Origin of the sequence: Microcoleus sp. C2D2 (genome assembly GCF_036702495.1) — a bacterium.
Taxonomy (GTDB): Bacteria; Cyanobacteriota; Cyanobacteriia; order Cyanobacteriales; family Microcoleaceae; genus Microcoleus.
In genome coordinates, this window is sequence record NZ_JAUBTO010000002.1 from 50,543 (window position 1) to 77,465 (window position 26,923).

At 44.3% G+C, this 26,923-nt stretch carries 19 protein-coding genes; 12 read left to right on the plus strand and 7 right to left on the minus strand.

What is annotated here, in order from left to right:
- Positions 1-266: 266 nt before the first annotated feature.
- Positions 267-3,431, minus strand: a complete 3,165-nt coding sequence (locus tag QUB61_RS01225) for a HEAT repeat domain-containing protein (protein WP_445300993.1) — start codon at positions 3,429-3,431, stop codon at positions 267-269.
- A 154-nt stretch (positions 3,432-3,585) separates the two neighbouring features.
- Positions 3,586-3,804, minus strand: a complete 219-nt coding sequence (locus QUB61_RS01230) for a hypothetical protein (RefSeq protein ID WP_333132213.1) — start codon at positions 3,802-3,804, stop codon at positions 3,586-3,588.
- Positions 3,805-3,901: 97 nt separating this feature from the next.
- Between QUB61_RS01230 and QUB61_RS01235 the strand changes: the two genes are divergently transcribed.
- Entirely contained in the window at positions 3,902-4,084 is a 183-nt protein-coding gene (locus QUB61_RS01235) for a hypothetical protein (protein WP_333132212.1), read from the plus strand.
- A gap of 15 nt (positions 4,085-4,099) precedes the next feature.
- Here QUB61_RS01235 and QUB61_RS01240 read toward each other — a convergent pair whose 3' ends face one another.
- The gene (locus QUB61_RS01240) at positions 4,100-5,038 is read right to left on the minus strand and encodes a ribonuclease Z (RefSeq protein ID WP_333132211.1); all 939 of its coding nucleotides are present in this window, start codon (positions 5,036-5,038) and stop codon (positions 4,100-4,102) included.
- 270 nt (positions 5,039-5,308) lie between these two features.
- Between QUB61_RS01240 and QUB61_RS01245 the strand changes: the two genes are divergently transcribed.
- The 3 genes from QUB61_RS01245 (at position 5,309) to QUB61_RS01255 (ending at position 7,004) form a co-directional block, all read left to right on the plus strand.
- Positions 5,309-6,484 carry a SpoIID/LytB domain-containing protein gene (locus tag QUB61_RS01245; protein ID WP_333132210.1) on the plus strand — a complete coding sequence of 392 codons (1,176 nt, stop codon included), beginning with the start codon at positions 5,309-5,311 and terminating at the stop codon, positions 6,482-6,484.
- A gap of 75 nt (positions 6,485-6,559) precedes the next feature.
- Positions 6,560-6,685: a hypothetical protein gene (locus tag QUB61_RS01250; protein ID WP_333132209.1), complete on the plus strand. Its 126-nt coding sequence runs from the start codon at positions 6,560-6,562 to the stop codon at positions 6,683-6,685.
- 76 nt (positions 6,686-6,761) lie between these two features.
- The gene (locus tag QUB61_RS01255) at positions 6,762-7,004 is read left to right on the plus strand and encodes a hypothetical protein (RefSeq protein WP_333132208.1); all 243 of its coding nucleotides are present in this window, start codon (positions 6,762-6,764) and stop codon (positions 7,002-7,004) included.
- 177 nt (positions 7,005-7,181) lie between these two features.
- Here QUB61_RS01255 and QUB61_RS01260 read toward each other — a convergent pair whose 3' ends face one another.
- Positions 7,182-8,495, minus strand: coding sequence for a hypothetical protein (locus QUB61_RS01260; protein WP_333132207.1), 1,314 nt, complete (start codon positions 8,493-8,495; stop codon positions 7,182-7,184).
- 611 nt (positions 8,496-9,106) lie between these two features.
- Here QUB61_RS01260 and QUB61_RS01265 point away from each other — a divergent pair.
- The 3 genes from QUB61_RS01265 to QUB61_RS01275 all read left to right on the plus strand — a co-directional run bounded on the left by QUB61_RS01265 (position 9,107) and on the right by QUB61_RS01275 (position 11,006).
- Positions 9,107-9,628: a photosystem I assembly protein Ycf3 gene (locus QUB61_RS01265; RefSeq protein ID WP_333132206.1), complete on the plus strand. Its 522-nt coding sequence runs from the start codon at positions 9,107-9,109 to the stop codon at positions 9,626-9,628.
- Positions 9,629-9,799: 171 nt separating this feature from the next.
- Complete coding sequence (gene gatC / locus QUB61_RS01270; protein ID WP_333132205.1) at positions 9,800-10,081, plus strand: Asp-tRNA(Asn)/Glu-tRNA(Gln) amidotransferase subunit GatC; 282 nt, start codon at positions 9,800-9,802, stop codon at positions 10,079-10,081.
- 208 nt (positions 10,082-10,289) lie between these two features.
- The gene (locus QUB61_RS01275; protein WP_333132204.1) at positions 10,290-11,006 is read left to right on the plus strand and encodes a TrkA family potassium uptake protein; all 717 of its coding nucleotides are present in this window, start codon (positions 10,290-10,292) and stop codon (positions 11,004-11,006) included.
- Here QUB61_RS01275 and QUB61_RS01280 read toward each other — a convergent pair.
- Positions 10,963-12,594, minus strand: coding sequence for a sodium:proton antiporter (locus tag QUB61_RS01280; protein ID WP_333132203.1), 1,632 nt, complete (start codon positions 12,592-12,594; stop codon positions 10,963-10,965). The two genes, QUB61_RS01275 and QUB61_RS01280, sit on opposite strands and share 44 nt — an antisense overlap.
- 105 nt (positions 12,595-12,699) lie before the next feature.
- Here QUB61_RS01280 and QUB61_RS01285 point away from each other — a divergent pair, with 105 nt between their 5' ends.
- From QUB61_RS01285 to QUB61_RS01300, 4 genes are all read left to right on the plus strand, one after another.
- On the plus strand, positions 12,700-12,855 hold the full coding sequence (locus QUB61_RS01285; RefSeq protein ID WP_333132202.1) for a hypothetical protein: 156 nt from the start codon (positions 12,700-12,702) through the stop codon (positions 12,853-12,855).
- Between the two features lie 271 nt (positions 12,856-13,126).
- Positions 13,127-13,456 (plus strand): hypothetical protein, encoded by a 330-nt coding sequence (locus QUB61_RS01290; protein ID WP_333132201.1) that lies wholly within the window; start codon positions 13,127-13,129, stop codon positions 13,454-13,456.
- A gap of 1,135 nt (positions 13,457-14,591) precedes the next feature.
- The gene (locus QUB61_RS01295) at positions 14,592-20,513 is read left to right on the plus strand and encodes an AAA family ATPase (protein ID WP_333132200.1); all 5,922 of its coding nucleotides are present in this window, start codon (positions 14,592-14,594) and stop codon (positions 20,511-20,513) included.
- A complete protein-coding gene (locus QUB61_RS01300; RefSeq protein WP_333132199.1) occupies positions 20,513-22,057 on the plus strand; it encodes a response regulator in 1,545 nt (514 codons plus the stop codon). The genes QUB61_RS01295 and QUB61_RS01300 overlap by 1 nt, the downstream gene beginning before the upstream one ends.
- A gap of 625 nt (positions 22,058-22,682) precedes the next feature.
- Here the strand turns inward: QUB61_RS01300 and QUB61_RS01305 are convergent.
- Entirely contained in the window at positions 22,683-23,210 is a 528-nt protein-coding gene (locus tag QUB61_RS01305) for a hypothetical protein (RefSeq protein ID WP_333132198.1), read from the minus strand.
- Between the two features lie 81 nt (positions 23,211-23,291).
- Positions 23,292-26,006, minus strand: coding sequence for a cation-transporting P-type ATPase (locus QUB61_RS01310; protein ID WP_333132197.1), 2,715 nt, complete (start codon positions 26,004-26,006; stop codon positions 23,292-23,294).
- A 344-nt stretch (positions 26,007-26,350) separates the two neighbouring features.
- Between QUB61_RS01310 and QUB61_RS01315 the strand changes: the two genes are divergently transcribed.
- Positions 26,351-26,923: BON domain-containing protein (locus QUB61_RS01315; protein WP_333189779.1), on the plus strand; the 573-nt coding region annotated here is incomplete at its 3' end.

Below are 26,923 nucleotides of genomic sequence, written 5' to 3' on the forward strand. Positions count from 1 at the left end.
AGATTGAATAATTGACCTCTGTTCCCGGTTATTAAGGGGATGGAGGGTTCTAATAGTCAAACAGCAGACGGATCGCATTTTTGGTGAAAAGTCCGGAAGTGCGATCGATCGATTTTGGATTTTGGATTTTCGATTGAATAGTTGACCTCTGTTCCGGGTTATTAAGGGGATCGAGGACCCTAATCGTCAAACAGCAGACCGATCGCATTTTTGGTGAAAGTTCCGGAGGTGCGATCGGGTTTTACTCGCCCAAAAGCTACATACTTCTAAAAATCCACGGGCGATCGATTTCCCTCACCCGCCACCAAATCCCACAACACATCAATACCTAAACCGACATATTCTGTATCCTGATGGCGATCGATCCATTGCACGACAGCAGGCAAAACGTCACTAGATTTGAGACCCAACTTACCCAAGGCAGATGCTGCCTCACGACGCAGGAACTCATCCCCATCTTCCAGACTTAGTAGCAGAGGACTGATGACACTTTCTGAAGCATTTTCCAAGTTACCCAAGGCAGATGCTGCCTGACGACGCACCGACTCATCCTTATCTTCCAGACTTAGTAGCAGAGCATTGATGACGGCTTCAGAAGCCTTTCCCAAGTTGCCCAAGGCCTGTGCTGCGTGATAACGCACCGAGTTATCGCCATCTTCCAGACCTAGTAGCAGAGCATTGATGACAGTTTCTGAAGCATTTCCCAACCTGCCCAAGGTAGATGCTGCCAAGTAACGAACTGAGTTATCCTCATCTTCCAGACCTCGTAGCAGAGCATTGATGAGAGTTTCTGAAGCATTTCCCAACCTGCCCAAGGCAGATGCTGCCTCACAACGCACTGACTTATCCCCATCTTCCAGACTTAGTAGCAGAGCATCGATGACATTTCCTGAAGCATTTCTCAAGTTACCCAAGGCAAATGCTGCCTCATAACGCACTGACTTATCCCCATCTTCCAGACATAACAGCAGGGCATTAATGCCGACTTCTGAAGCATTTCCCAACCTGCCCAAGGCTATTCCTGCGAAGGAACTTACCGAGCGGTCGCTATCTTGAAGACGTAACAGCAGGGCGTTAATGACGGTTTCTGAAGCATTTCCCAACTTACCCAAGGTCTGTGCTGCACATGAACGTACCCAAGAATCCTCATCTTGGAGATGTAGTAGCATGGCACTAATGACGGTTTCTGAAGCATTTCCCAACCCTCCCAAGGCAGATGCTGCCTCACGACGCACAGCCTCATTCCCATCTTCGAGGCGTAGTAGCATGGCAGTTATGACAGCTTCTTTTTCCCCTAAAGCTGCTTGATATTTCCACAAGCGATTTTCATCAATGCCCCTTGCTTTCAAAAGTTGCAAAGTTTGCGCCTCAAACTCAGTCTCACTCATACTGCAAAGGATTTGCAAAACCTCAGAGCGAACCCTCTCACCAACCAGTTCCTCATCCCTTACCTCCAACTCAACCAACTTCTCCAAAATCTCCCCAGTTAGACTGGAATCTGCCACCTTTAACTCTTTAATATTTTCAGCAAGACAACTGCCAGCAAAAAATAAATCGCGGTGCAACCATTGCTCATGCTCGCTTTTCACAGCCAAAATTGCCCGCAGCGCTTTCGCCGCTTTCTCCGGTTTTTTTTGTTGAGCAATCAACAACAGCAACACTTCCCGCCAGTGGGGGTCATGCAAATGCTCTCGAATATGATTGAGAACAATCTCAAAATCATCCTCATCATCTGCCTGAGAGCCGATATCCTGAGCGCACAAATATTCTTGAAAAGTCTTGTGTACAAAAGCGTACAAATCTTGTCCTTGTTCGTTGAGCAATCCCGTCCGCTGTTGAATAAAATTAACAAATCGTTTAGCTTCCTCTTTTGCTTGGAACCGTTCAACCTGTTTTTTGGTTTTAATATTCTGAGTTAACTGATCTAACAAATCATCCTTGACAATCAGCGTCCCGCCTTCAGGATTATCCGTACTACCCTGAGTGTGAATCCAATAGGCGAGAATTTCCATCAGCCGCCGTAAGTCGTCTGCCTCTAAATATTTGAATACCGACTTCTCTGTCATGTTTTTGTGAGCATCCCAATTCTTTAACAGTGTCTCCACAGCTTTTTCATAAAGCTCATGGCGTGCTCTCGGCAGTACACCTTCATCGCGGTGAATCAAAGCAATGATTGTCAGCAATAGCGGATTTCTCGCCAACAATTTAATTCGATCATTTCCATCCAGAGCTTTCTTAATGCTATCTTTGCGGCGTTGAGCTTCTGCCGCATCTGGAACGCGGCTGTCGTACCAGTGATTAATAAACTCATCAACCTTAGCATCATCAAACAGTTGTAACTGATAGTGTTCAAACTCCGAAGTATTAAAAAAATCCCGTTTGTAACCAGCAGGGCGAGAAGTAATAATTGCCAGATTTTGATGATACTGCCCCAAAAAACTCTCAATGTACTGCACCACCTCATAGCGCTTGGATTCTTCCACAACCTCATCCAATCCATCCAACAAAATCATCGCCCTACCGTCTGCCAGCCAATACTCAAAGAAGCCTTCGGGCAGCCGTTTCACGGACATAGTTTTCTCGGCAAACTGGCGGGCATAGTCGAGGATATTGATATCTGAAAGCCTAGCAAAATCCCGAATTTTAATCAAAATCGGCAAGCAATCTCTCCCAGAATCCCAGCCGAGTTTTTCTGGATTGTCCTGAGCCAACATCACCGCAAAAAAGCTCAGTAAAGTTGTCTTGCCAGAACCAGGAGCGCCCAGCAACACAAATTTATTTGAGTGATTTTGATTCAATAATTGTGATGCTAAAAACTTTCTCCCAAAGCGAGCTTGTCTCTGCATCTGTTGCAGGTTTTTGCCTTCTTTCAATTCTTGGATATCCAAGCGACTATAAATATTTACCTCTTCCAAGACATCCGGCATCACAAAAATCTGAGCCAATTTTTCGGATTTTTCGATTTCCTGACCTTCGACAGCAATGCCAGCAAATTTAACATCATCAAACCAGTTAGCCACTTGCTTAAAGTAGTCGGCTTTGGCAACCTTAAAATTTAAATAACAATTAGTTTTCTCGAAATAGGTTTTTGCAAAAACATCCAGCCAACCCTCCAGTTTTTCTGGCATGAATCTGTCTTGAATTCTCTCGTTTTCTGCGACTGTCGCATAAAAAGCTGCAACTAACAACTCAACTTGAGGCATTCCTTGGTTGTGGAAAGGTTTCTGAAGTTCTGCAAGTGCGGCGCCGGTAAAGAATTTTTCGAGAAAATTTTCGACTAAGCCCTGTTCGCAAGGATAGAATAATTCACGGGTTTTATTGGCAGTTTCAATACCACAAATCCAAGCTTTTTGAATATCGCTGGGATTGAGTCTTTTCATGGTTTCTTTGAATGCTGTTTCTGCAAGTTTAGCCGCGATTGTTGGTGCTATTTTTTAAATTCCTAATAAGGCTAATGCTCCGATTTCAAGTGTCATGGTAATTTTAAAAATTTTTGCTTAATTTTTTAGTGTTAAATGGTGATACGGAACATCAGCTAAAACACCAATTTCATCTCGTTTAGGTTGAAAAGGATATCGCCTACTATTAAACATTTTGAGTTTGTTTCTGCTCTATTTCTAGTAACTGCGTCAATTGCTCTGCTGCACTATTAGAAGTATGCACTGAATATATAATTTCAGCAGATTCATTACCCATTACAATTCCTTCTTCTTTCGCCAATTCTGCTATTAAGAATAGCATCATTTTAAATTTATCAGCACGGGATAATTGCTGAAGTTTGGTTAATAATTCAAGATTTGACATAAAACGCTATTGAATTCATTTTTCTATTTTACCATGACTTTGAAATTTAAACCACTCCATAACAGCAGTGTCAATCCCTAATTCCTGAACAGGCAAGATGCCTGTTCCACAAGAGATTTATCTTTTTGTTGTATTAATTTTAGCAACAGGCAAGATGCCTGTTCCACAAGAGATTCATCTTTTTGTTGCATTAATTTCAGCAACAGGCAAGATGCCTGTTCCACAATCAAATTCATTCTTTGTGGAACAGGCATCTTGCCTGTTCTTGAGAATGGTGTAAGATGTCAGATTAACCCTAGTTTGAAACAGGTCTGGGCACTTCGTAAGTCAAAAAGTCATAGGCCATTTTCGTATTCGGAAAAATTGCCTGAGCTTCCTTGAGCAAATCATCCAGAACGATCGCATTCCCCGGAGCGTAACGCGGGCTAAAATGCGTCATAATTAGCTGTTTCGCCCCAGCGATCGCAGCCACTTGAGCCGCCATAGTCGAAGTTGAATGGAGGCGATCGAAGGCCATTTGAGCATCTTGATGAGCAAAAGTAGCTTCATGCACCAACAAATCAGCATCCTTCGCCAATTCCACCGCCCCGTCACAAAAAACCGTGTCAGTACAATACACAAACTTGCGCCCGATTTGATCCGGGCCGCAAAAATCCGAACCTTTAAACAGTCGCCCGTCCGATAACTTTACCGTCTTTCCTTGTTTCAATTGACCGTAAAGCGGCCCCGAAGGAATACCCGCAGCCTGAGCTTTTTCAACATCAAAATGTCCCGGACGGTCTTTCTCAGTTACTCGATAACCAAAAGCAGTAACTCGGTGTTTCAAAAGACCGCAGCTAACAATATATTCATCATCTTCATAGATGACACCCTCGTGACTTTTGTGCACCTTAACCGGGTAAGAAAAATGAGTTTGAGAATAGCGAACGCCAGCTTGCAAATATTCTTCAAGTCCCGGAGGCCCGTAAAGATCGATGCGCTTGACATTCCCCGCCAAACCGCAGCTAGCCAGCAAACCCATTAAGCCGAAAATATGGTCGCCGTGCAGGTGAGTGATGAAAATGCGGCTCAGTTGGCTGACTTTTAGGTCGCTGCGGAGAAACTGGTGCTGAGTTCCTTCGCCGCAGTCAAACAGCCAGAGTTCCGCTCGCTGGGGCAAGCGCAGGGCGATGCTGGAAACGTTGCGCGATCGCGTGGGGACACCGGAGCTAGTTCCGAGAAATGTAATCTGCAAGAGTCAAATCACCTCAATTAAGTCTTAAAAAATATGTTACATATATCCAGAGTGCGGCAAATCCGACATACAGGAAATAGTCGCAGCCAGGAACCGGCATAAATCGCTGTTCCTGCGAACATCTAGTTGCTAAAATCATTTTCGACAACGGCACAGAGTGCCAAACCCAATTCTAACGTTTTCTTTCTTTCGTTCCTCTTCCTTTTTCCCGAACCCCAGCTTCCCCTTAAAACTTGTCAAACATATACAGCATAAAAGGAAAATTTTCAAATGCAGTCAGGAGTATTTTTTGCTTCCGTTCTTTCGACATTAAAAAAACGCTACTTTTGGATTTCGTTGTTGTTTTGGCTGGTAATGGTAGCCCCAGCCCAGGCAGCGCTGATCTTGCGAGTAGCCGTACAAGACGGGGCAAGTCAGGTAAAAGTCGGCAGTTCTACCAAAGCAGCAATCCGCGACGGTAGCGGGCGCAATTTGGGCGAACTCTCGGCAAACAGTTCTCAGTCGGCTCAATTTCGATCGGGAAAAGTGGCTGTCGGTCGCTGGGCAGCCAACCAAGTTTGGATCGAGCCGACCGGGAACGGTTATGTTTGGATTGGCGATCGTTGGTATCGGGGACGCACGCTTCTAGTTCCTCAAAGAGGAGGCTTGACTGCCGTCAACTACGTCGATATCGAACAATATCTCTACAGCGTTCTCGGCGCCGAAATGAGCGGCAATTGGCCTCAAGAGGCTTTGAAAGCCCAAGCAGTCGCCGCCCGTTCCTACGCTATCCACCAGCGCCTCAAAAGCCAAACCGACCTTTACGACGTGGACAACACTCAGTCTTCGCAGGTTTACAAAGGACTGCAAACAGAATCTACTGGGACTTATGCCGCAGTCGATGCAACCGCCGGTCAAGTTCTCGCCTACAACGGTCAGATTATTTTAGCCGCTTTCCACTCTGCCTCTGGGGGACATACTGAAAATGTCGAGGATGTTTGGACGGAACCTCTGCCTTACCTGCGTGCTGTTCCTGACTTCGACCAAGGGGCGCCGGTTTACCAATGGAAAGAAAGTTTTTCCCGGGCTCAAATCAGCAATAGGATTTCTGGCGTGGGGAATGTGATCTCGATGAAGCCAGAACGCACTACTGCTCACGGCAGCGTTTTGAGGATGAAAGTAGTCGGAGATGGCGGTTCTAGGGTCATGACTGGCGCAGATTTACGCCGGGTTCTAAATTTGAGGAGTACCCGCTTTACTGTGATTCCTCAGTACGCGGGCGGTGGGAACGGCAGTAACCGCGGTCAAGCTCCTACCGGTTTTCAAGTTGCTGGCAAAGGTTTCGGTCACGCTGTAGGAATGAGTCAGTGGGGGGCATACAATTTGGCCAGGCAGGGATACGGCTACCAGCAGATTTTGTTGCACTATTACCGGGGTACTACTTTGGCTAGAATTGCAGTGCAGTAACTCCTAGAAATAGAGAAGGAAGAAGCGGGAAGAAAGAAGGAAGTTCGGCAACGGATTCTGTAACGGATGTAACGGATGTCAGGAAGAAGGCGGAAGGAAGAAGGCGGAAGGAAGAAGGGAAAAACAGCTATTCCTGTATCCGCGACTTCCGTGTCGTGGATACAGGAAATTGGGAAGGCGGAATTGGGAATTGGGAATTAGGAATGACTAATGACTAATGACTAATGACTAATGACTAATGACTAATGACTGATGACTAACTACCTTAAGGATTGCTATGAAAAAGTGGGAGTATCTATTTGTGGATGCGAATATGTATCCTTTTGGCAACAAGCTGATTAGTTTATATGTAAACGGTGAAGAACTGCGAGATTGGAAACAAGGCTCGCTGCATCTATTTGTCAATCATTTGGGGGAGGATGGATGGGAACTTGTGGCTATGGATCACGACTCGAAGTATGACCAAAATTCTTTGGTTTTTAAACGCCCTAAGGCTGTTAAAAAAAAAGTAGGAGTATAAAAAATAATGACATCAATAAAGATTGACGTTTTCCACCATTTTTAGCAACGGGCTTTTAGCCCGTTCCCCAACAAAGATATTTTATTGTGGAACAGGCCTCATGCCTCTTCTTGAAAATGGTGCCCGATTTTAGTTCAACCTAACTTAACAACGAACAACTGTTTTTTGTTATTAGTATTACAAGTTGTCCGAGCGATCGATCCTGCGCTGCCATTCGGCATCTATTTTTGCTGACTGTTCTAGTTCTTGTTGGGTTAATTCGGTTTCTGTTGTATAAGCTAAGTCTTCTCCAGTCAAAACGTTTTCTGCTGCAAATTCCCGGGCGTAAGCAAGTTTTTGGAGCAAGTTGGGATCAGGTTGGTTTAATAACATTGCTCGCTGCTGACGCTCTTGATTGCGGGCTTCTATCCGGCTATTTTTCCACTGAATCCAGAAGTAGCGAATTAAAGGAATTGTCAGAAATCCGACGCCGTAAATCAGGATCGTTGGATAAATAGCGCTGACGAAACCGATAAATCCACTTGCGATCGCACTATTGCTTAATAGATTTCCCAAAACTAGGGCACCGACAAGATTGAGGGCTCCTAACCCTGCTGCGAGCATGATTTGGCCGGAATTGGCGTTGCTGAAACGCCACAGCATTTCTCGCAAATAAGCTGCTACTGGTTCAGAATTTCTCTCGGTGGCTGTGGTTTGCAATTGCGGAAAATGGTAGACTATTTGCCCTTGGGGACTGACTTCGGGGCGGCCGTCAAAACGAGCGAGAGCCGGTAGCATATATTCTTCGTATTCTCGGGCGTATCCCTGTCCGAGATGGTCGAGATATGGGGCAATTTGTTCGGCGACGACGGCGCCTCGGTTGTTGCGAATTGCAGTGGCAATATCGCTCCACTTGCGCTCTTCTAAATTGTGATTTGGGTTGCCGTCTCCAAAGATAAAGGAGAAAACTGCTTCCAGAAAACTCATCTGGGGCTTTTGACCAGTTAAGCGCGATCGCTGCTGGTAGTAAGGTTCGTCATGGTTCCAGTAAAATATCCAGAATAAGTCGTTCCAGAAGTAGGGAAAAAAGAAAAAGCCGCCGCCTCTGCCACCGCCCCCGCCGCCACCTTCTCCTCCTCCCCCGTTATTGCTATCGCTGCTGGAGAGTAAAAGCGTGATAGCAACAAAAATTAAGAGAATAGAAGCTACCAGCACTATGCCAAAAGATATCCGAATCAGGTAAAATAGTATCCGCCAGATTTTTTGCCACCATTCCTGCAACTGCAAGCGCAAGAATTTGTTTCGCAAAATATCTCGAAAGTTTTTGGGAAATAGGTAGGCAATGTCACCGGATTCTGCTACTTGCAGGTTGCCGCCTGCTTCGGAGGCGAGGGTTAACAGTTCTCGCTGGGCAAAATTGACATCTAATCCAGCTTTTGCCGCCACGTCTCCAACCGTAACGCGGTAGCCAAGTTGTTCGACGGCTTGCATAATGGTGGGATTCGGAGCCATAGGTTTCTCTCTGTGAAAATTACCCGGTTATTTTTATTATATATTGCGGGAATTCGAGCTGGTTTTGGCGATCGGGTTTCTGATTTTTTTTGAAGCTGCCCTTGACTTTGGGGCAAAATATTGCTAGTGTTTTGCCGAATAACTTTTAAGTGTTGGCTAAAATCGGATAGCTTAATAAAACTTTGTGATTGAATTTCTCGTCGGCATTTGCTTTTGCTTGTTTGCCAAAAGGGGCAACGGCGGGGGATTGGGGGGACAGTTAGTAGGGTACGGTGCGCGATCGCCCGTAAGCGTTGCTTGCACAAGAGGATAGCCCCTGCACCCTACAGCATAACTTTTCCTTTCTGCACGGTTTTTTTTAAGTTTTGTGTAGAGTGCGAGAGATAGGTTAAAGAAATCTAGTTTTTTTGCAAGTCTTGCAAGAGTTATATAAAATAGATAGAGCTTGCGCGGGTGTTAAACCCAAGGGCGTGTTTTAAGGTTCGCACTTGCGATCGACTAAACTTGTTAGCGCCCTCAACACAACGGCCAACTGAAACAGTTGCGCAATTATTAATAGGAAAACTTTACAGGCTAATTTTACTGATTAGCCACTAACCAAAGAATCGCATATGCCAAGAAGTCAACGCAACGATAACTTTATTGACAAAAGTTTCACGGTAATGGCTGATATCATCCTCAAGATTATGCCGGCCAAAAAGCAGGCGAAGGAAGCTTTTGCTTATTACCGGGATGGTATGTCAGCTCAAGCAGATGGCGAATATGCTGAAGCGCTGGAAAATTATCAGGAAGCGCTGAAGCTGGAGGAAGATCCTTACGATCGCAGTTATGTCTTGTACAATATGGGGCTGATCCATACTAGCAACGGCGAACACGATAAAGGTTTGGAATATTACAGCGAAGCCCTGGATCTCAATCCGAGAATGCCGCAGGCCCTGAATAATATTGCTGTGATTTACCACTATAAAGGGGAAAAAGAAAAGGAAGCTGGCAATCTTGAAGCGGCGGAAGGCCTGTTTGATAAAGCGGCGGATTATTGGAAGGAGGCTATTCGCTTGGCACCGAACAATTACATTGAGGTGCAAAATTGGCTGAAGACGACAGGCAGATCGCAGATTGATGTGTATTTTTAACTATGATGGGAATGGGGCATAGGGCATGGGGCATGGGGCATGGAGCATAGTTAGTAGTTAGTCGTTTCTCTAATAACAAATAACAAATAACAAATAACCAATTCCCTATGCCCAATTCCCCATGCCCAATTCCCTGTTTGCCCAATTCCCAATTCCCAATTACAGATTTTTATGATAGACAGAGAAGAAGTTCGGAAAGTAGCGAATTTAGCTAGATTAGAATTAACACCTGAAGAAGAAGAGCAGTTTACCAGTCAACTGAACGGTATTTTGGATTATTTTGAGCAGTTGAGCGAACTGGATACGAGTAATGTGGAGCCGACAACGCGGGCGATCGATGTTAGTAATGTGATGCGATCGGACGATTTGCAACCTTTTGCTAACGGAGAAAGTATTTTGCAGGGAGCTCCCGATCGCGATGGGGAGTTTTTTAAAGTGCCTAAGATTATGTAGGGTTCCCGCGGCGCACCTAACTGAGGAAAATCTCTTGAGGGGCTGGCTCCCATGCCAACTCCACAACCAGATTAAATTAACTGTCGAACAGGTAATAACTAAGCCCGGTAAAAGCCACCCCACAAGCAGATTAAACTGATAGCAACCCACAACCATCTCACTCATAGAGATAAATCTGTAACGTTCATTCTTGGGGTGACAAATAGTCATGTACATATTAATTGGTGGAGCAGGAATGATGGGGCTGGGTTTAGCCCAGCAGCTATTAAAACTCGGTCATACGGTGGCAATCATCGATGCCGACCCGCTTGCGTGTCGCTTTGCTCGCGAAAAAATCGGAGTGATGGCATTTGAAGGCAGTGCGGTGAGTACAACGGTTCTTCTGGAAGCGGGAATTAAACAAGCAAACGCAGTCGTTGCAGCACTCGGGGATGATGCACTGAATTTAGCGCTGATCACCCTATCCAGGAGCTATGGCATTTCCCATATTGTGGTGCGAATGCGCGATCGCGAATTCCTGGAAGCCTATCGGCTTGCCGGATCCAGTCACATCATCAGCACTATTGATTTGGCAGTTGCATCAATGGCGAATGCGATTGAATATCCCCAAATCGAGTCGATGATGCACTTTGAATACGGGCAAGTCGAGGTACTAAAGCTGCCAGTTCCAGGCGATTGCAAGGTGGCAGGTCGCACCGTTGCTCAAATTGCTCAAGACCCTCGTTTTCCAACAGGTTCGCTGATTATTGGTTATCAATGCCATGCCTGCGCCAATCTGGAGATTCCAAACGGCAATACTGTTCTTGAAGCAGGCTCTACCATCTTGGTCGTCACCCGTCCAGAGCTAGTTCACCAGATGATTGATTACCTCGGCATTCGCGCTAGTCATCTGCCAACTTTAGAAGTTTCTCATCCAAATCTTTGATGTAAGGATGAACCAGATCCTCTGGGACAATTCGCTTGCGCAGGGCATCGCTAACTGCTCCTTTTTCTGCTAGAAGCAATCGCCGTCGAATCGTATCTAGCCCGCTGCGATCGCCCTGTACTTGCCCTGCCCGATGTTTATTGTAGAGATCGCGCAGCACTCGCTCAGAGTGTGCTACTCGTGCTTGATACGATGCCCATAGCTCCTCGTAAACTGCCTTCGGCAACACGCCAGATTTCAGCAAACTATCTAGCTCATCTTGAGCCGCTTTGGAAGCGATCAACTGAATCTGTAACTGCCCAGCTTCCTGCATTACATCAGAAACACGGCTAATTTTTAGTCGTTTTACCATCCACGGTAAACTTAATCCCTGTCCGACCAAGGAGAATAAAACTGCACCGAACACCAGGGCAATGATGTTATCCCGTCCTGGTAGGGTCAAGGGAATCGTAACAGCTAAGGCCATTGAGAGAGACCCTTTAATATTCCCTAAAACCAAAATGTGCTGCCAGCGTAGCGGAATGGGGCGATCGAACCAACGCAGCCCCGCTAATAACAAATAGACCGAGAGAATCCGTCCCAGTTGATAAGCCAGAATGACGAATAAAATGGATGGCAAAATTCTCCACACCGTTAGCGGGTTAATTTCAATTCCAATCAGCAGGAAAATAAACGTATTGACGCCAAAACCAGCGTATTCCCAGAAACTCAGCAAGGTAATCCGATCCGAGGCAGACGAACTGCGAGGCAGCCCAAGGTTGCCAAAAACAAGTCCGGCGATGACCACCGCCACCGCGCCCGATACGCCTAAAAATTGTCCGATTTGGAAGGTTCCCAATGCGAGAGCGACGGTTAGCAAAAGGCTACTCAACGGATCGTTTAAGCGAACAAATATCGGCACGCTCAAGTAACCTAAAACACCCCCGACCACTGCCCCACCTAAGGCAACCACGAGCAGTTCCTTCACGCCTTGTATAGCGGTGAGAGAGCCTGTCGCATAAATGACTAAAACCAAATTAAATGAAATTAGAGCAGCCGCATCATTGAACAGAGTTTCTCCCTCAACAATGGTGGACAATCGAGAAGGCACGCGGATGTCTTTAAAAACCGCGATCATCGAGACTGTATCAGTGTTTGCCAGAATGACTCCGATCAGCAATGCCGGAATCCAGTCTAGCCCCAGCCCAAATTTAACCAGAATAGCGATAATTGCTGAGGAAAAGATCGAGCCTGGACCCGCCAGCAGGGCGATCGGCTTAAAGGTGCTGCGAAGACGGCTGATATCCGTATTGATAGCTGCTTCAAAAATCAGAATTGGTAGGAAAAGATTTAATACTAAAGAGGGGTCTAAACCAATTCGACGCGACAAGAGCTCCGTAATGGGCAAGCCTGCTAACACTAAGCCCGTCACGTAGGGAATTCGCAACCGTTGGGTTACGAGTGCAACAAAAGTTGCAATCAGCAGCAGAATGATCAAAATGATGACCAATTCAGGAATGGCTCCTGCCGTTTGGCTATTTGTAGCAGGAGCGCTGCCCAAGGGAGGTGCTTGCGCTACAATCGACTCGATCGCCGATACTCCTCTCATAAACTCGGTTTCCTCAAATAAATTGACAGATTAACTACGGTTTTAGTCTACACGAGACGGTTCACTCTGCTGTAGACGTAACTGCAATTTATGGGGTGTTTTTGGATGAATGCCGATCGAGCTGAAACAGGATTTCTGGGTTGGTTGGGCGATCGCCCCGATCGTCCCGCAGCTCTTGTTGGGACCAAACTACCTCACCAAGACAACAATCTGATATCGCTGCGATCGTCAATACCTCCTGTTGACCCCAAACTGCCTTAGAAAAGCAACAATCTGATACTGAGCGTAAAACCTCACACTGCTCTCGAAGCTAGTTTCCTACTAGAATAGATTGGCTGTCAGATATAGCAATCCTTGCAGGAGTCGTAAATTTTTTACCCCACCCCAACCCGACCCGAAGCCGCTCGCTCGGGAGTAAGAAATTCACTTTTGATGCGAGGATTGCTATAGTAATCAGTTTATTCACTTTTGGGAAATAGTTACGACAACCGATCGCACCATAAAATCTCGCTGGCTTTTCGCCCTTTGGCAATTGGCGATCGTTTCGCTCAGCCTGGTTGTCATTTTTGCTCTTGCTGATTGGAGTCTGGATGCACTGGATTTGGGAGGACTTCAGCAGCGGAATGGGGAACGTGTTGCTGGATTTCTGCCCTTCTTGTATTTCAGTGTCGAAACATTTTTCCGAATTGGCTGTGGCATTCAAACTCCAGTGGGATTAGCTTGGGCAATCGTCACTTTAGAGTCGATGAGCCATTTCCTAATCGAAGTCGTCTTTATTGCTCACATGGCTACTCTAGGATTGCATAGATTCATGTCGCTGAGCGATCGCACGCGCCTTGAAAACACGTTGAATCGTTTTTAGATTGCACTTGTTCTGGTAGCTCTGGATGATTGCAAAACCCTTACAGGATGCTAATTCCTCACTCAGCTGATTGAATAGAGATTGACCTGGGATCAGTCCAGCTTGTTGCTCAATGCTTGAGAAACGACAAAGTACGCATACAAATAACGTATGTTGAGTCATTAGAGTGATATTTTTAATACAGTGCTTTAACTAGCGCTCCTGACGGAATTGATGCTGACAAATTTTCAATATCGTCCTTGAAATAAAATAAAAACGGAGAGGCAATGGTAAAATCAGTAGCCTTTTTCTCTGTGTTAATTCAGCTTTGCCTTGTTCTTTTGTTTAATAAACGGATGGATTAATGTAAGGATTTGTCCTCTACCGTCTAGATAAGTTCGCAACCTAGAATTCAGAAGTTGGTGTGGTATAAATCAGGTTAGCCTTAATTGTTCGATACTGATTATTTCAGCATTTTCGCAGGATAATTGTCTTGTTCTCAGTTGAAATTTTGCCCATTTTTTTCCTACCTGTTCGTAGCATTTAGTCGGCGTGATAGGCAGATCATTCAAATAGAAAAAAGTAACTTTGTAGAAATATTTCAACAAGAATGCGGTTTCACTTGCAGGATTATACAGCGGTTTCCGCTGTTACGCTGAACAATAAATATAAATAAAATTTCATTAAAAATTTAGGAATCCAAGTTAAAATTATTCTCCGTTCTATCAAGACGACAAATTATCAATAATTAGGAAAAACGATAGATTTTGCATTCAATTAAGTTACATTATAAAATCTTTGAATCTGGTTTAGTTACTGCTGTTATTGTATAGCGGTTCTCAAAAAAGTGAGGTATGCCCTATGCCCTATGCCCTATGCCCACGGAGGCCTATGCCCTATGCCCATGAGTACCTCATATGAGAGCTCGAAAGGCTATACCTCCTCTTTCTGAGAAAAGCTCTATATATTCATATAGGCGGACAATTATTAGTTTGTTTTATATTGAGATTTATTAATTTTCACAAAATTTAAAAATGCTTAGATTATGCTTATTTGTAGTGCATTTAAAGATTTTTAAGAAATCCTACCATAAATATCAGTATACCTACTTAGAATACTGCCTGCTCTTCAATTTCTTATTAGTGAAATTACGCACATGACCACTAGCATTTTCGGTTACAACCTGAGCGAAGCCATTTACGAAAGTGTCAATACTATTATTTATCGCGCCACAAGACAGGTTGATAGAACCTCCGCGATCGTCAAAACCTTTAAGGCCGAGCATCCGACAATCGAAGAAATTTCCCGCTTAAGACACGAACATAAAATTCTCAGACATTTAGAAAGTGAAGGAATAGTCAAGCCCATAGCCTTAGAAAACTATCATAACGGCTTAGCGCTGATAGTAGAAAATTTTAGCGGTCAATCTTTAAAAGATTTTCTCAAAAATCAATCCTTGGCTATAAACGCATTTTTCAAAATCGGCATTCAGTTAGCAAACACTCTGGGAGAGATTCATCATAGTAATGTGATCCATAAAGATATTAAGCCCCAAAATATCCTAATTAACCCAGAGACAAAAGAAGTAAAAATCATTGATTTTAGCATTGCTTCTCTCTTAGAGCGAGAAAATCAAACCGTCACCAATCCCAACTTATTAGAAGGAACTCTCGCTTATATGTCGCCGGAACAAACCGGCAGAATGAACCGCACAGTGGACTACCGCACCGACTTTTACTCCCTTGGTGTTACATTTTATGAAATGCTGACGGGTAAGCTACCTTTTTCCGCAAAAGACCCTCTAGAATTCGTTCACTGCCATATAGCTAAAGCACCAATACCACCGAAAGAACTGAATTCAGAAATCCCGGATGCAGTTTCTGATATCGTAATGAAATTATTATCTAAAACCGCTGAAGATAGATATCAAAGTGCTTTGGGACTAAAGGTTGACTTAGAAACCTGCCAGCAGATGCTTTCTTCAGGAGAGATTTGCCACTTTATTATAGGTCAACTAGATTCCTACAGCCAATTTCTGATTCCGCAAAAACTCTATGGACGGGAAAGAGAAGTTGCTAGTTTGCTAGAAGCCTTCGCTCGCGTCAGTGGTGGGAAAACGGAAATGATGCTAGTTTCCGGTTATTCAGGTATCGGCAAATCTTCCTTGGTTAATGAAGTTGATAAACCTATAGTCGGAGCACGAGGGTATTTTCTTTCTGGTAAATTTGACCAATTTAAGCGGAATATTCCTTACGCTTCTTTAATTCAAGCATTTCAAGGATTGATGCGGCAACTGCTAACTGAAAGTTCCGCTCAAATAGCAATTTGGAAAGCTAAAATTCTCGAAGCACTTGGTGCCAATGGGCAAATTATTATTGATGTTATTCCCGAAGTAGAAAAGATTATTGATCCACAGCCTGCCGTTCCGACCTTGGGACCGACTGAATCTCAAAACCGATTTAATCGAGTGTTTCAAAAATTTATACAGGTGTTTAGTAAAGCCGAACACCCCCTAGTGATATTTTTGGATGACTTGCAGTGGGCCGATTCAGCTTCGCTCAAGCTTATCCAGCTAATTATGACCGATCCAGATAGTAAATATCTGCTATTAATTGGGGCTTATCGGGATAATGAAGTCAGTGCCACTCATCCCTTAATTTATACATTAGAGCAAATTGAAAATACCAGGGCGATAGTAAATAATATTATCCTCCAACCTTTGGATATCTCTCATGTCAATCAATTAGTCAGCGAAACCCTTCGCAGTCAAATTTCCCAAGTTTTGCCCCTGGCTGAGTTAGTTTTTAAGAAAACCCAGGGAAATCCCTTCTTCTTAACTCAACTTCTCAAATCCCTTTATCAAGACAAACTCCTATCTTTTAATTTTGAGCGAGTTTGTTGGCAGTGGGATATCCAACTGCTTCAAGCCATTGATATCAGCGATAATGTCGTCGAATTGATGGTCAGCCAAATTCAAAAGCTGTCGTCCCAGACGCAGAATGTCTTAAAATTAGCTGCCTGTATTGGAGACCAATTCAGTTTAGACTTTTTGGCAATTGCTAATAAAAAATCTCAGTCAGAGACGGCAAGGGATTTATGGGAAGCGCTACAAGCTGGTTTGGTTCTCCCGCTAAATAATTCCTACAAAATCCCTTTGCTATTTGACTCGGAAACATCGACAGAAAATTCAACCGAGCAGTTTGATGTCATTTATAAGTTTTTGCATGACCGAGTGCAGCAGGCATCTTATTCTCTAATTCCCGACGAGCATAAAAAAGAAACTCACCTAAAAATCGGTCAACTACTACTGCATTCGACAACGCCTGAAGAACGAAAAGAAAATATCTTTGCGCTGGTTAACCAACTAAATTACGGAACCGATTTAATCACTTTGGAGTTGGAAAGATATGAGCTGGCAGAACTCAATCTGATCGCCGGACAGAAAGCCAAAGCAGCAACAGCTTATGAGTCGGCCGTCAAATATTTGAAGGTGGGTTTGGAACTGCTTGCGGAGGATAGCTGGGAGAGTCAGTACGATCTAACGATCACCCTCCATTTAGAAGCAGCAGAAGCCGAATTCATAACTACCAACTTTGAGCGATCGCAACAGTTGTCTGATGTCATCATCAAACAAGCAAAAACCCTCCTAGAAAAAATCAAAGTCTACGAACTAAAAATTCAGTTTGATATGGCTGAAAACCGAGCCCAATCAGCTATAGATACTGGTATTAGCGTTCTGGAAATGTTTGGCATTTCTCTGGAGCAAGAACCCCCTCAAACATTGATTATTGAGGATTTAGCCAATCTGCCACCAATGACAGATGTCGATCAACTTGCGGCGATGCGGATATTAACGAGCATCGTCATATCGGCTTATCTTGGCAATGGAGCTATGCTGCCACTAATTATATATACGATGATCGATTTGTCGATCAAGTATGGCAACTCGCCCGAATCTGCTTACGCCTACGTTTTCTATGGATCTCTTCTATGTGGACCAATGGGGGATATAGATTCTGGATATAAATTTGGCAAACTATCCATTGTTGTATTGGAGAAATTTGAGACTAACTCGCTCAACTGTAAAATTGGGTTAATATTTAATGCTCTTCTTAGATGCTGGAAAGATCATAGTAGGGAAACCCTAGAACCTTTGATTGATGCTATGCAAAGTGGCTTAGAAGTAGGTGATTTAGAATGTGGTTGTCACTGCCTGATCAATTATTGCTACATGACATTTTTAACCGAAAAAGAGCTAGAAAAAGTTGAGCGTGAACAAGAAAAATATGTGGCTATTACCATTAAATATAAGCAAGATTACGATACTTTTGCTATCAAAATTTACCAGCAATTAGTTAAGAATATTCTTGGCAAAAACTCAGAAAAATATCGGTTGATAGGTGACATTTTTAATGAAGAAGAAATGATACCGATGTTCCGAGAATCTAATAATGGTACTCTACTCTTTTTCTACTATGCCGCTCAAGCGATGCTCCGTTATTGCTTTAAAGATTACGAAGGTACAATAGTCAGTGCCAATTTAGTATCAGAATATGCCAGTTGCGGCGTGGGATTAATTCAGAATGCGCTCAGCAACTTCTACTATTCTCTTGCCCTTCTAGCACTGCATCCAAAAGTACAGCCAAGCCAGAAAGAACAATATTTAAGTGAAGTAGCAGCAAACCAAGAAAAAATGAAGACTTGGGCGTTTCATGCACCGAGTAACTTCCAGCATAAGTATGACTTAGTAGAAGCAGAAAAAGCGCGGATTTTGGGACAACCTTTAGAAGCTAGCGATTATTACGATCGCGCGATAGCAGGAGCCAAAGAACAGGGATATATCCAAGAAGAAGCATTAGCAAACGAACTGGCCGCAGAATTTTATTTTTCCCGCTCCAAAGATAAAATTGCTCGGGTTTATTTAACCGATGCTTACTACGGATATAGTCGCTGGGGAGCGAAAGCTATAGTCAAAGATTTAGAAGCCAGATATCCTCAAATATTTTCCCGGATAGCCAAGCCAGAAACTCAACGCAGCCAGGTCGTTATGAGCACTACCTCGACAGAGAGTGGAGGCTCGCTAGATTTAGCTACTGTGATCAAAGCATCTCAAGCTCTTTCTGGCGAAATTGTGCTGAGTAAGCTGTTGGCGAAATTGATGAAAATTGTAATTGAGAATGCGGGTGCTCAAAGTGGTATTTTCATTTTAGAAAAAGCTGGAAATCTACTAATTGAAGCTTACGGAACCGTAGATAACGATGTAGAAGTGCTGCCAACAATACCTGTAGAAAAAAGTCAGCAACTACCCATATCTTTGATTAACTATGTTGCCCGAACTCAGGAAAATGTTGTATTAAACGATGCGAGTTGCGAGGGAACCTTCACGGCGGATACTTATATCGTCAACCAAAAACCCAAGTCAGTATTATGTACTCCCATCATCCATCAAGGAAAACTTACGGGCATTCTTTACTTAGAAAATAATCTCACAACTGGTGCTTTTACTCCAGATCGTTTAGAAGTTTTACAACTTTTATCTTCTCAAGCAGCTATTTCAATTGAAAATGCCCGTCTTTATAACGATTTGGAAGCAGCCAACGCAAGTTTAGAAGCAAAGGTAGTAGAAAGAACGCAACAGTTACAAGAAAAAAATATCCATTTACAAAAAGCAGAAGAATTAGCAAAAGCAGCCAACTCTGCCAAAAGTGAGTTTCTTGCTAATATGAGCCACGAACTCCGAACACCACTTAATGGCATTTTGGGTTACACCCAAATCCTCAAACGACAAAAAAACTTAGCGGAGCAGCAAAAAGATGGTCTGAATGTGATTAGTCAGTGCGGCGAACACCTCTTAACCCTAATTAACGATATTTTAGACCTGTCCAAAATCGAAGCCAGAAAAATGGAAATTCACCTCAGTAATTTCCCTTTCTCGGAATTTTTGGAAGGCCTTGCTGAAATTTGCAATATTCGGGCAGAACAAAAGGGAATCTCCCTGATTTACGAGCCAATTACCAAACTACCTCTTGCCGTCGAGGGTGATGAAAAACGGTTGCGGCAAGTTTTAATTAATTTACTTGGCAATGCGATTAAGTTTACCGAACAAGGCGGAGTGGCATTCAAAGTAGGATATCATAATGGCAAGCTCCGGTTTCAAGTGGAAGATACCGGAGTTGGTATGGCACCAGAGCAATTGCAAGACATATTTTTGCCTTTTCACCAAGTAGGAGAGGCCAATCTTAAGATTGAAGGAACAGGATTAGGACTGGCAATTAGCCGCCAATTAGTCCAGATGATGGGTGGTGAAATAAAGGTGAAGAGTACATTAGGAAAAGGGAGCATTTTCTTCTTCGATTTAGATTTACCCGAGGTATCGGAATGGGCGACTAATGTAGCCAAAGCGAAGGCTCACGTCATCGTTGGTTTCAAAGGCGGAAAGCGAAAAATTCTCATAGCTGATGACAAGTGGCAGAATCGCTCAATAATTCTGGGAATGCTTGAGCCTTTAGGATTTGAAATTCTGGAAGCAACTGAGGGTCAGGACTGTTTAAACAAGGCGCAAGAGTTTAAACCCGATTGTATTTTAATGGACTTGATGATGCCAATAATGAGTGGCTTAGAAGCGACCCGCCGGATTCGCAAATCACAAGCTCACAGTAATTTAGTAGTGATTGCTACTTCGGCCAGCGTTTTTGATTTCGATAAACAACAAAGTGTGGAAGTAGGTTGCAATGACTTTATCCCAAAACCTATACGAATAGAGGAGCTTTTAGAAAAATTACGTACTCATTTAGGGTTAGAATGGATCTATGAAGAAAATTTAGAAGAAATTCGGAAAGCAGAAGCAGGACAAAAATCTCTAAGTTCTGAACTTGTAGCTCCACCTGATGAAGAAATCGCCGTTTTATTCAATCTGGCTATGATGGGCGATCTTCGAGCTATTGGGGAGCAAGCTACAAAGTTAGAACAACTCAATGAGCAATGGAGGCCCTTTGCTACCCATCTGCGCCATTTAGTGAAAGGGTTTGAAGAACAACAAATCTTGGAGTTTATTAAGAAATATAGGACTGCAAAATAATGAGTAACGAATTTCACGAACAAAGCACAATTTTAATCGTAGATGATACCCCCACTAATTTAGGTGTACTGTTCGATTTTTTGGCTGATTATGGCTTCAAAGTATTGGTAGCTAGGGATGGGCAAAGTGCTCTCCAGAAGGTCGAATATGCCGCGCCCGATTTAATTCTGTTGGATGTGCTTATGCCGGGAATAGATGGGTTTGAAACTTGCAGCCGTTTGAAAGCCAATGATTTAACGAGAGACATTCCCGTGATTTTTATGACGGCTCTTGCGGATACGGTGGATAAGGTTAAAGGTTTGAGTCTTGGTGCAGTGGATTATATCACTAAGCCTCTTCAGCATGAAGAGGTTTTAGCTCGCGTTAATGTCCACATGAAGATCCGCAACCTGTCGAAGAAACTCCTAGAGAAAAATGTGTGCTTGCAAGCAGAAATCGAACAGCGTGTCAAAGCGGAATCCTCGCTCTTGAAGCTGGCATCGGAGTTGGAAAGGCGAGTTGAGGAAAGGACGGCGGAACTTTTTCAATCCAATCAATTGCTCAAACAGGAGATTCAAGAGCGTCTGCAAGCAGAGGCGGGATTGCAAGAATCGGAAGCTCAATTACGAACCCAAGCTCAATGCTTAGAAAAAGCTTTTCGCGAATTGCAATTGACCCAAACTAAACTTGTGCAGAGCGAAAAAATGTCTTCTCTAGGTCAGCTTGTTGCAGGTGTAGCCCATGAAATCAATAATCCCGTTAATTTTATTTTTGGGAATCTTTCTTACGCCCATGACTATACCAAAAGTCTGATTGAACTCGTGAATCTTTATCAGCAGGAATTCCCCGTTTCTGGAGCAAAAATTGAAAATAAAATAGACGATATAGAACTGGAGTTTTTGGTTGAAGACTTGCCTAAACTGCTGACTTCAATGAAGGTAGGTGTAGACCGTATTCGCGAAATTATTCAGTCGCTGCGAATCTTCTCGCGCTTAGATGAATCTGAGATGAAACCAGTGGATATTCACCAGGGTATTGATAGCACTCTGTTAATTTTGCATAACCGCTTTAAAGGAAGGGGCGATCGACCTCCGATTGAGGTGGTCAGAGAATTCGGCAATCTGCCTTTGGTAGAGTGTTATGCTGGTCAGCTTAACCAGGTGTTTATGAATCTTGTCGTTAATGCTATTGAGGCCTTAGATGATTACAATGCGACGCGATCGTTAAGTGAAATTAAAGCCAATCCCTCTAAGATTGTCATTCGCACTGAAGTCACGGAAAGCAATCGGGTAGTAATCCAGATTAAGGATAACGGGTCTGGGATGACAGAAGATATCAGCAGACACCTATTTGAGCCATTTTTTACTACTAAACCTCTTGGGAAGGGCATCGGTATTGGGTTGTCAATTTCCCATCAGATTGTAGTGGAGAAACATGGTGGCCAGCTCAATTGTATTTCAGCTCCTAATCAGGGGACAAAGTTTATTATTGATATTCCTATTCACCAGCGAGTTTTAGCAAAAAATTTTATTACGATGTCTGAAACAGCTTTGGGAATTTCTTAGCGGCACTTAAACAAAATTTTACCCAAATAAATTCAAAACTGGCTTTATAGGCAGTAAATACGTCTATATTTTATTGCAACCAGCGCACAAATCTCTAAAATATAGCTGTTCTCAAAGCTGACAAAGCATCAGTACCCTGGAATTATATTGGTCGCAACTTAAGTCTTTTCTGCATAATTTTTTTCACCCACAACAAAAATAATTGATACATTAATTGCCGGATCGCTCGATTTAATCAATCCTCAATATCTAAAAAACTGGTTTACTAAATGCTGTTACTGTCATCTGTAAGCTTGCAATCTGCTGTATGTGGGTGCGATGCCTGCGGCCATTGGTGACAATTAAGCTTAAGTTCCCCGCTTCGCAGGGCTGTTTCATTCTCTTGTAGGGGCAGCGTATAGGGGCTGCCCCAATCCCACCAAACACCTGTACGGGCAATCCCTCCGCAGTTGCCCTCATGGATGGGGAGGGTCGGTATTCTTGGCACTACCCGACAAAACCCTGGTTTTCCTGAGAATGAAAAAGCCCTGAGTTTAAAAGGATACCGTTGGCGAATTCATCAAAGAGAAACCAGAGCTAATTGTCTTGTCTGGGAGTAGGGTAATCGTCTTTTCTGACCTTGAATTTAGGTAGCATCACAAACACGCCACGTCAGAATCTCCCAACGTTTAAGGACAGGTTCAGCAATCACGATCTCATTTTCTCTTGCCTCCATGACGATCAAATAATCTCCCTGGTTAAATCTGTTATTGTAAATTCTTGCTTGTTCTTCTGGCACCAACCATCCTTGAAGTGCGCCATACAGACCGCCAGCAGTTGCAGCAATCCCACTTCCAAAGAAAGTTGCTAAAATGCTTTCCACCGCTAATGCCTGACCGAGACCGGGAATTAGCAGGCTGCTGAGTCCAACAATTAAGGCTAGTGAACCTAGTCGTATGCTGCCTAAGATCGCGCCTACTTGTGCGCCTGCTGCTCTTGTGATTAAAATTTTCTGCACGCCCAGAGAGTCCAAATCATCATTGTCAGAAGGTTTAGCAATCACAGAAATCTTGTGCATGGGGAAGCCCTTGCTTTTTAGCTCAACTAGCGCCTGCTCTGCGTTTCGATGATTAGTAAATAGGCCGCTAGCACGTTTGAGATTTTGGTAATTCATGAGAGATATTTAATATTCAACGCTACAAAATTGGTCAATAGTGTGTAAAGCCGCTTGCAATAGTTGCATCACAAAAACCGCTTAGTTTAGAGGTGCAAAACGCTTTAACAAAGCTGACAAAGGAATCATTGGCAGTCCGAATCCGATACAAATTAAGGCTTGGATTGCGGTCAAAGCTTGAGTGTCGAATAACTGATTCATAATGCCCCATTGGCTAAACAGGAATTGGAGAATGAAAATAGCCCCAATGCCGATCGCCACCGCATAGCCAACTGATTCATCTTTACCGCGCAGTTTGGCGGCGATCGCCGGAACAAAGCGACTGATGCTTAACAGGTAAAAAGCTTCGGCCGCCACCAATGCTTGAATTGCCATCGTCCGGGCTAGAGCTTCATTGCCTGTGGTTTGGACGATCCATTCAAACATCCCAAAGATCGCAATCCAGTTAAATACCGAAACTGTCAGAATCCGAGCGGTCAGCCTGCGAGACAGAAGCGGTTCATTGGCAGGTCGAGGCGGCTGTTGCATGACATCGGGAGAGGGCGGCTCAAATGCCAACGGTAAGCTCAACGCAACTGAACTGACCATATTCAGCCAGAGAATTTGTACTGGCAAAATGGGTAGTGGGGTTGCTAGAAGTACGGCAATCAAGATGGTCATGGACTCTCCACCATTCACGGGCAGGATGAAGGCGATCGCCCGCAGCAGATTCTTATAAACCGTGCGTCCTTCCTCAACTGCTTTCTCGATCGAAGCAAAGTTGTCATCCGTCAGAATCATATCTGCGGCTTCTTTTGTGACTTCAGTGCCCGTGATGCCCATCGCTACCCCAATATCAGCTTGCTTCAGGGCGGGAGCATCGTTAACCCCATCTCCAGTCATCGCCACAATCTCGCCCTTAGACTGAAGTGCTTCGACAATGCGCAGCTTTTGTTCTGGTGCGACACGAGCAAATACACAGCTTTGTTCGACAGCATTGGCTAATTGCTGCTGATTCATTTGAGCGAGTTCTTGACCCGTAAAAACGGGAGCCTCTTGGGTTTGATTTAGTCCCATTTGGTGGGCGATCGCTGCTGCTGTTTTGGCGTGGTCGCCGGTAATCATCTTGACCTGAATTCCCGCAGACCGACAGGCTTGAATCGCTTGAATCGCTTCGGGGCGGGGCGGGTCGATCATACCTTGCAGACCCAGAAAAGTTAACCCTTGCTCAATATCAGAATGCTCTATTGAAGATTGAGAAGCGGGTACAACTTTCTTGGCAAGTGCCAGAACTCGTAACCCTTTTTTCGCCATTCTCTCCACAGTTTGCTCGATCGGCGCGGGGTTGAGGGCGATCGCCTCTCCCTGTTCATCGAGCATCTGGCGACACCGCTGGAGAATTGCCTCAATTGAACCCTTGACATAAATCAACCGTTGTGGGCGATCGTCATGTAAGGTTGCCATGTATTGAAACTGAGATTCAAACGGCAGTGTATCGAGCCGGGTAAGCGCTTCCTCGAGTTTCTCAGCAATTAACCCCGCTTTTTGGGCTACCGCAACCAGCGCCCCTTCCGTTGGACTACCGATCGCAGTCCAGTTCCCATCTTGCACATCTAGATAAGAATCGTTGCACAACAGTCCTGCTTGCAGGCATTCATATAAAGCAGGTGCGTTCGCCAGGTCAACCGAGTGTCCGTTTACAGAAATTTTCCCGTCTGGTGCATATCCTCCACCGCTAACCCGATATCGCTTTCCACCGGCATCGATCTCTTGAACAGTCATTTGATTCTCTGTCAAGGTTCCGGTTTTGTCGGAACAAATCACGGTGGTGCTGCCCAGCGTCTCAATTGCCGGAAGTTTGCGAATAATGGCGTGCTGCTTTGCCATTTGGGAAACTCCGATCGCCAGTGTCACCGTTAAAATCGCGGGTAAGCCTTCAGGAATTGCGCTGACGGCAAGCGCCACAGATGCCTTGAAGACCTCAACCCAAGAAAATCTCTGGGCAATGCCTGCGACAAAGGTGAAGGCAGCCAAACCTAAAATGACATAGAGCAAGGTTTTGCTAAATTTGTCAATTTTGCGGCTCAGTGGCGTTTCCAGTGTGCTGCTTTGCTGCATGAGTTGGGAGATGTGTCCGGTCTCGGTCAAGTCACCAATGCTGACGACGAGTCCGCGTCCCTGTCCAAAGGTTACCAGGCTTCCGGTATAGGCCATGTTCGTGCGATCGGCCAGTGCAGCGTCTGCCTCTAGCGCCTGGGATTGCTTCTGGACCGGGACAGATTCTCCCGTTAAGGCTGACTCATCGACTTGTAAGTCACGGACTTCGATCAGCCGCAGATCCGCAGACACTTTATCCCCAGAAGACAGCAAGACGATATCGCCAGGAACCAGTTCGCTGGATGAAACCACTTGCTTTTGACCGTTGCGGAGAATGGTTGCCTCAGTTGCAACAGATTTTGCTAAAGCGGCGATCGCATTCTCTGCCTTTGACTCTTGAACGAAACCAATGGTGGCATTCGTCAGAGCAACCCCAAAAATTACCGCTGAATCAATCCACTCTTTCAGAAATGCTGTCACTATGCCAGAGGCTAACAAAATGTAGATTAGCGGCTGATTCAGTTGCTGAAAAAATCGCAACCAGGCACTTTTCTGCTTCTGAGCCGTTAGTTGATTGGGACCGAGGATCTCGCGCCGTTGGGCTGACACGTCGGAAGATAGACCTGTTTCCAGGTCAGTCTCTAAAAGCCGAGCTAGTTTCTCGACAGAGAGGTGATGCCAAGATTGTTCTACTAATTTTTCTAGATTCGTTGCAGTCATAACGCTTCTTGTCAAGCCAAATGCTTCTCTGTTGTTTGGTCTTGTTTCTAGCGTCATTGATGAATGTGAGCAAAAAGTGATGTACTGATTTCTGTTACTCACATTTCGATCACATTTGCTTCCTATACTTAGGAAGAAAACCGATAGAGATAGCTTATGGACTTGCCAACCTTAGTTCACGAAATTTGATTTATTGTTGCCTTTTATTAATAGGGTTGTCAAAAGCATTCCTTTTGAGGGATGAACAATCGTACATTCACTTGTTAGGTTGAAATCCTCAAAGACTTCATGCTGAGGTTTATCGGCAAAATTGCGTTTCACAACAAACAAAACAAACAAAGAATATGCAATTATTAAAGCTATTGGTGAAAGGAATCAGCGTCAGCACTGTTGCAGTTTTGGGTTTAGGGGCTTGCACCCCCCCCAATAATTCACAGACAACTGTTCCATCTACTTCTGCTCCCACAACTGCCACTGGAAATACGACTGCTCCCACCGCTTCTGCGCCTGCAACCACGACCGCACAGACGGTTCAGAATCAAAACATTGACGATATTGCCGAGCGCGTAGAAGATGCCTTAAAGGCCGATAGCACGCTTAATTTATTCGATTTGGACGCAGACGATCGGGGTAATTCGATTGTGTTAACAGGGCGCGTTAAAACGGCAGAACAAAAAGCATTGGCCGAACAAATCGCTCGGCAAATTGCACCGAATGTTTCGATCGATAACCAAACTGTTCTATCTAATTCTGCTCCCCCAACTGCTACTGGAAATACGACTGCTCCAACCCCTGGTGCGCCTGCAACCACGACCGCACAGACGCCTCAGAATCAAGACCTTGACGATATTGCCGAGCGCGTAGAAGATGCCTTAAAGGCCGATAGCACGCTTAATTTATTCGATTTGGACGCAGAC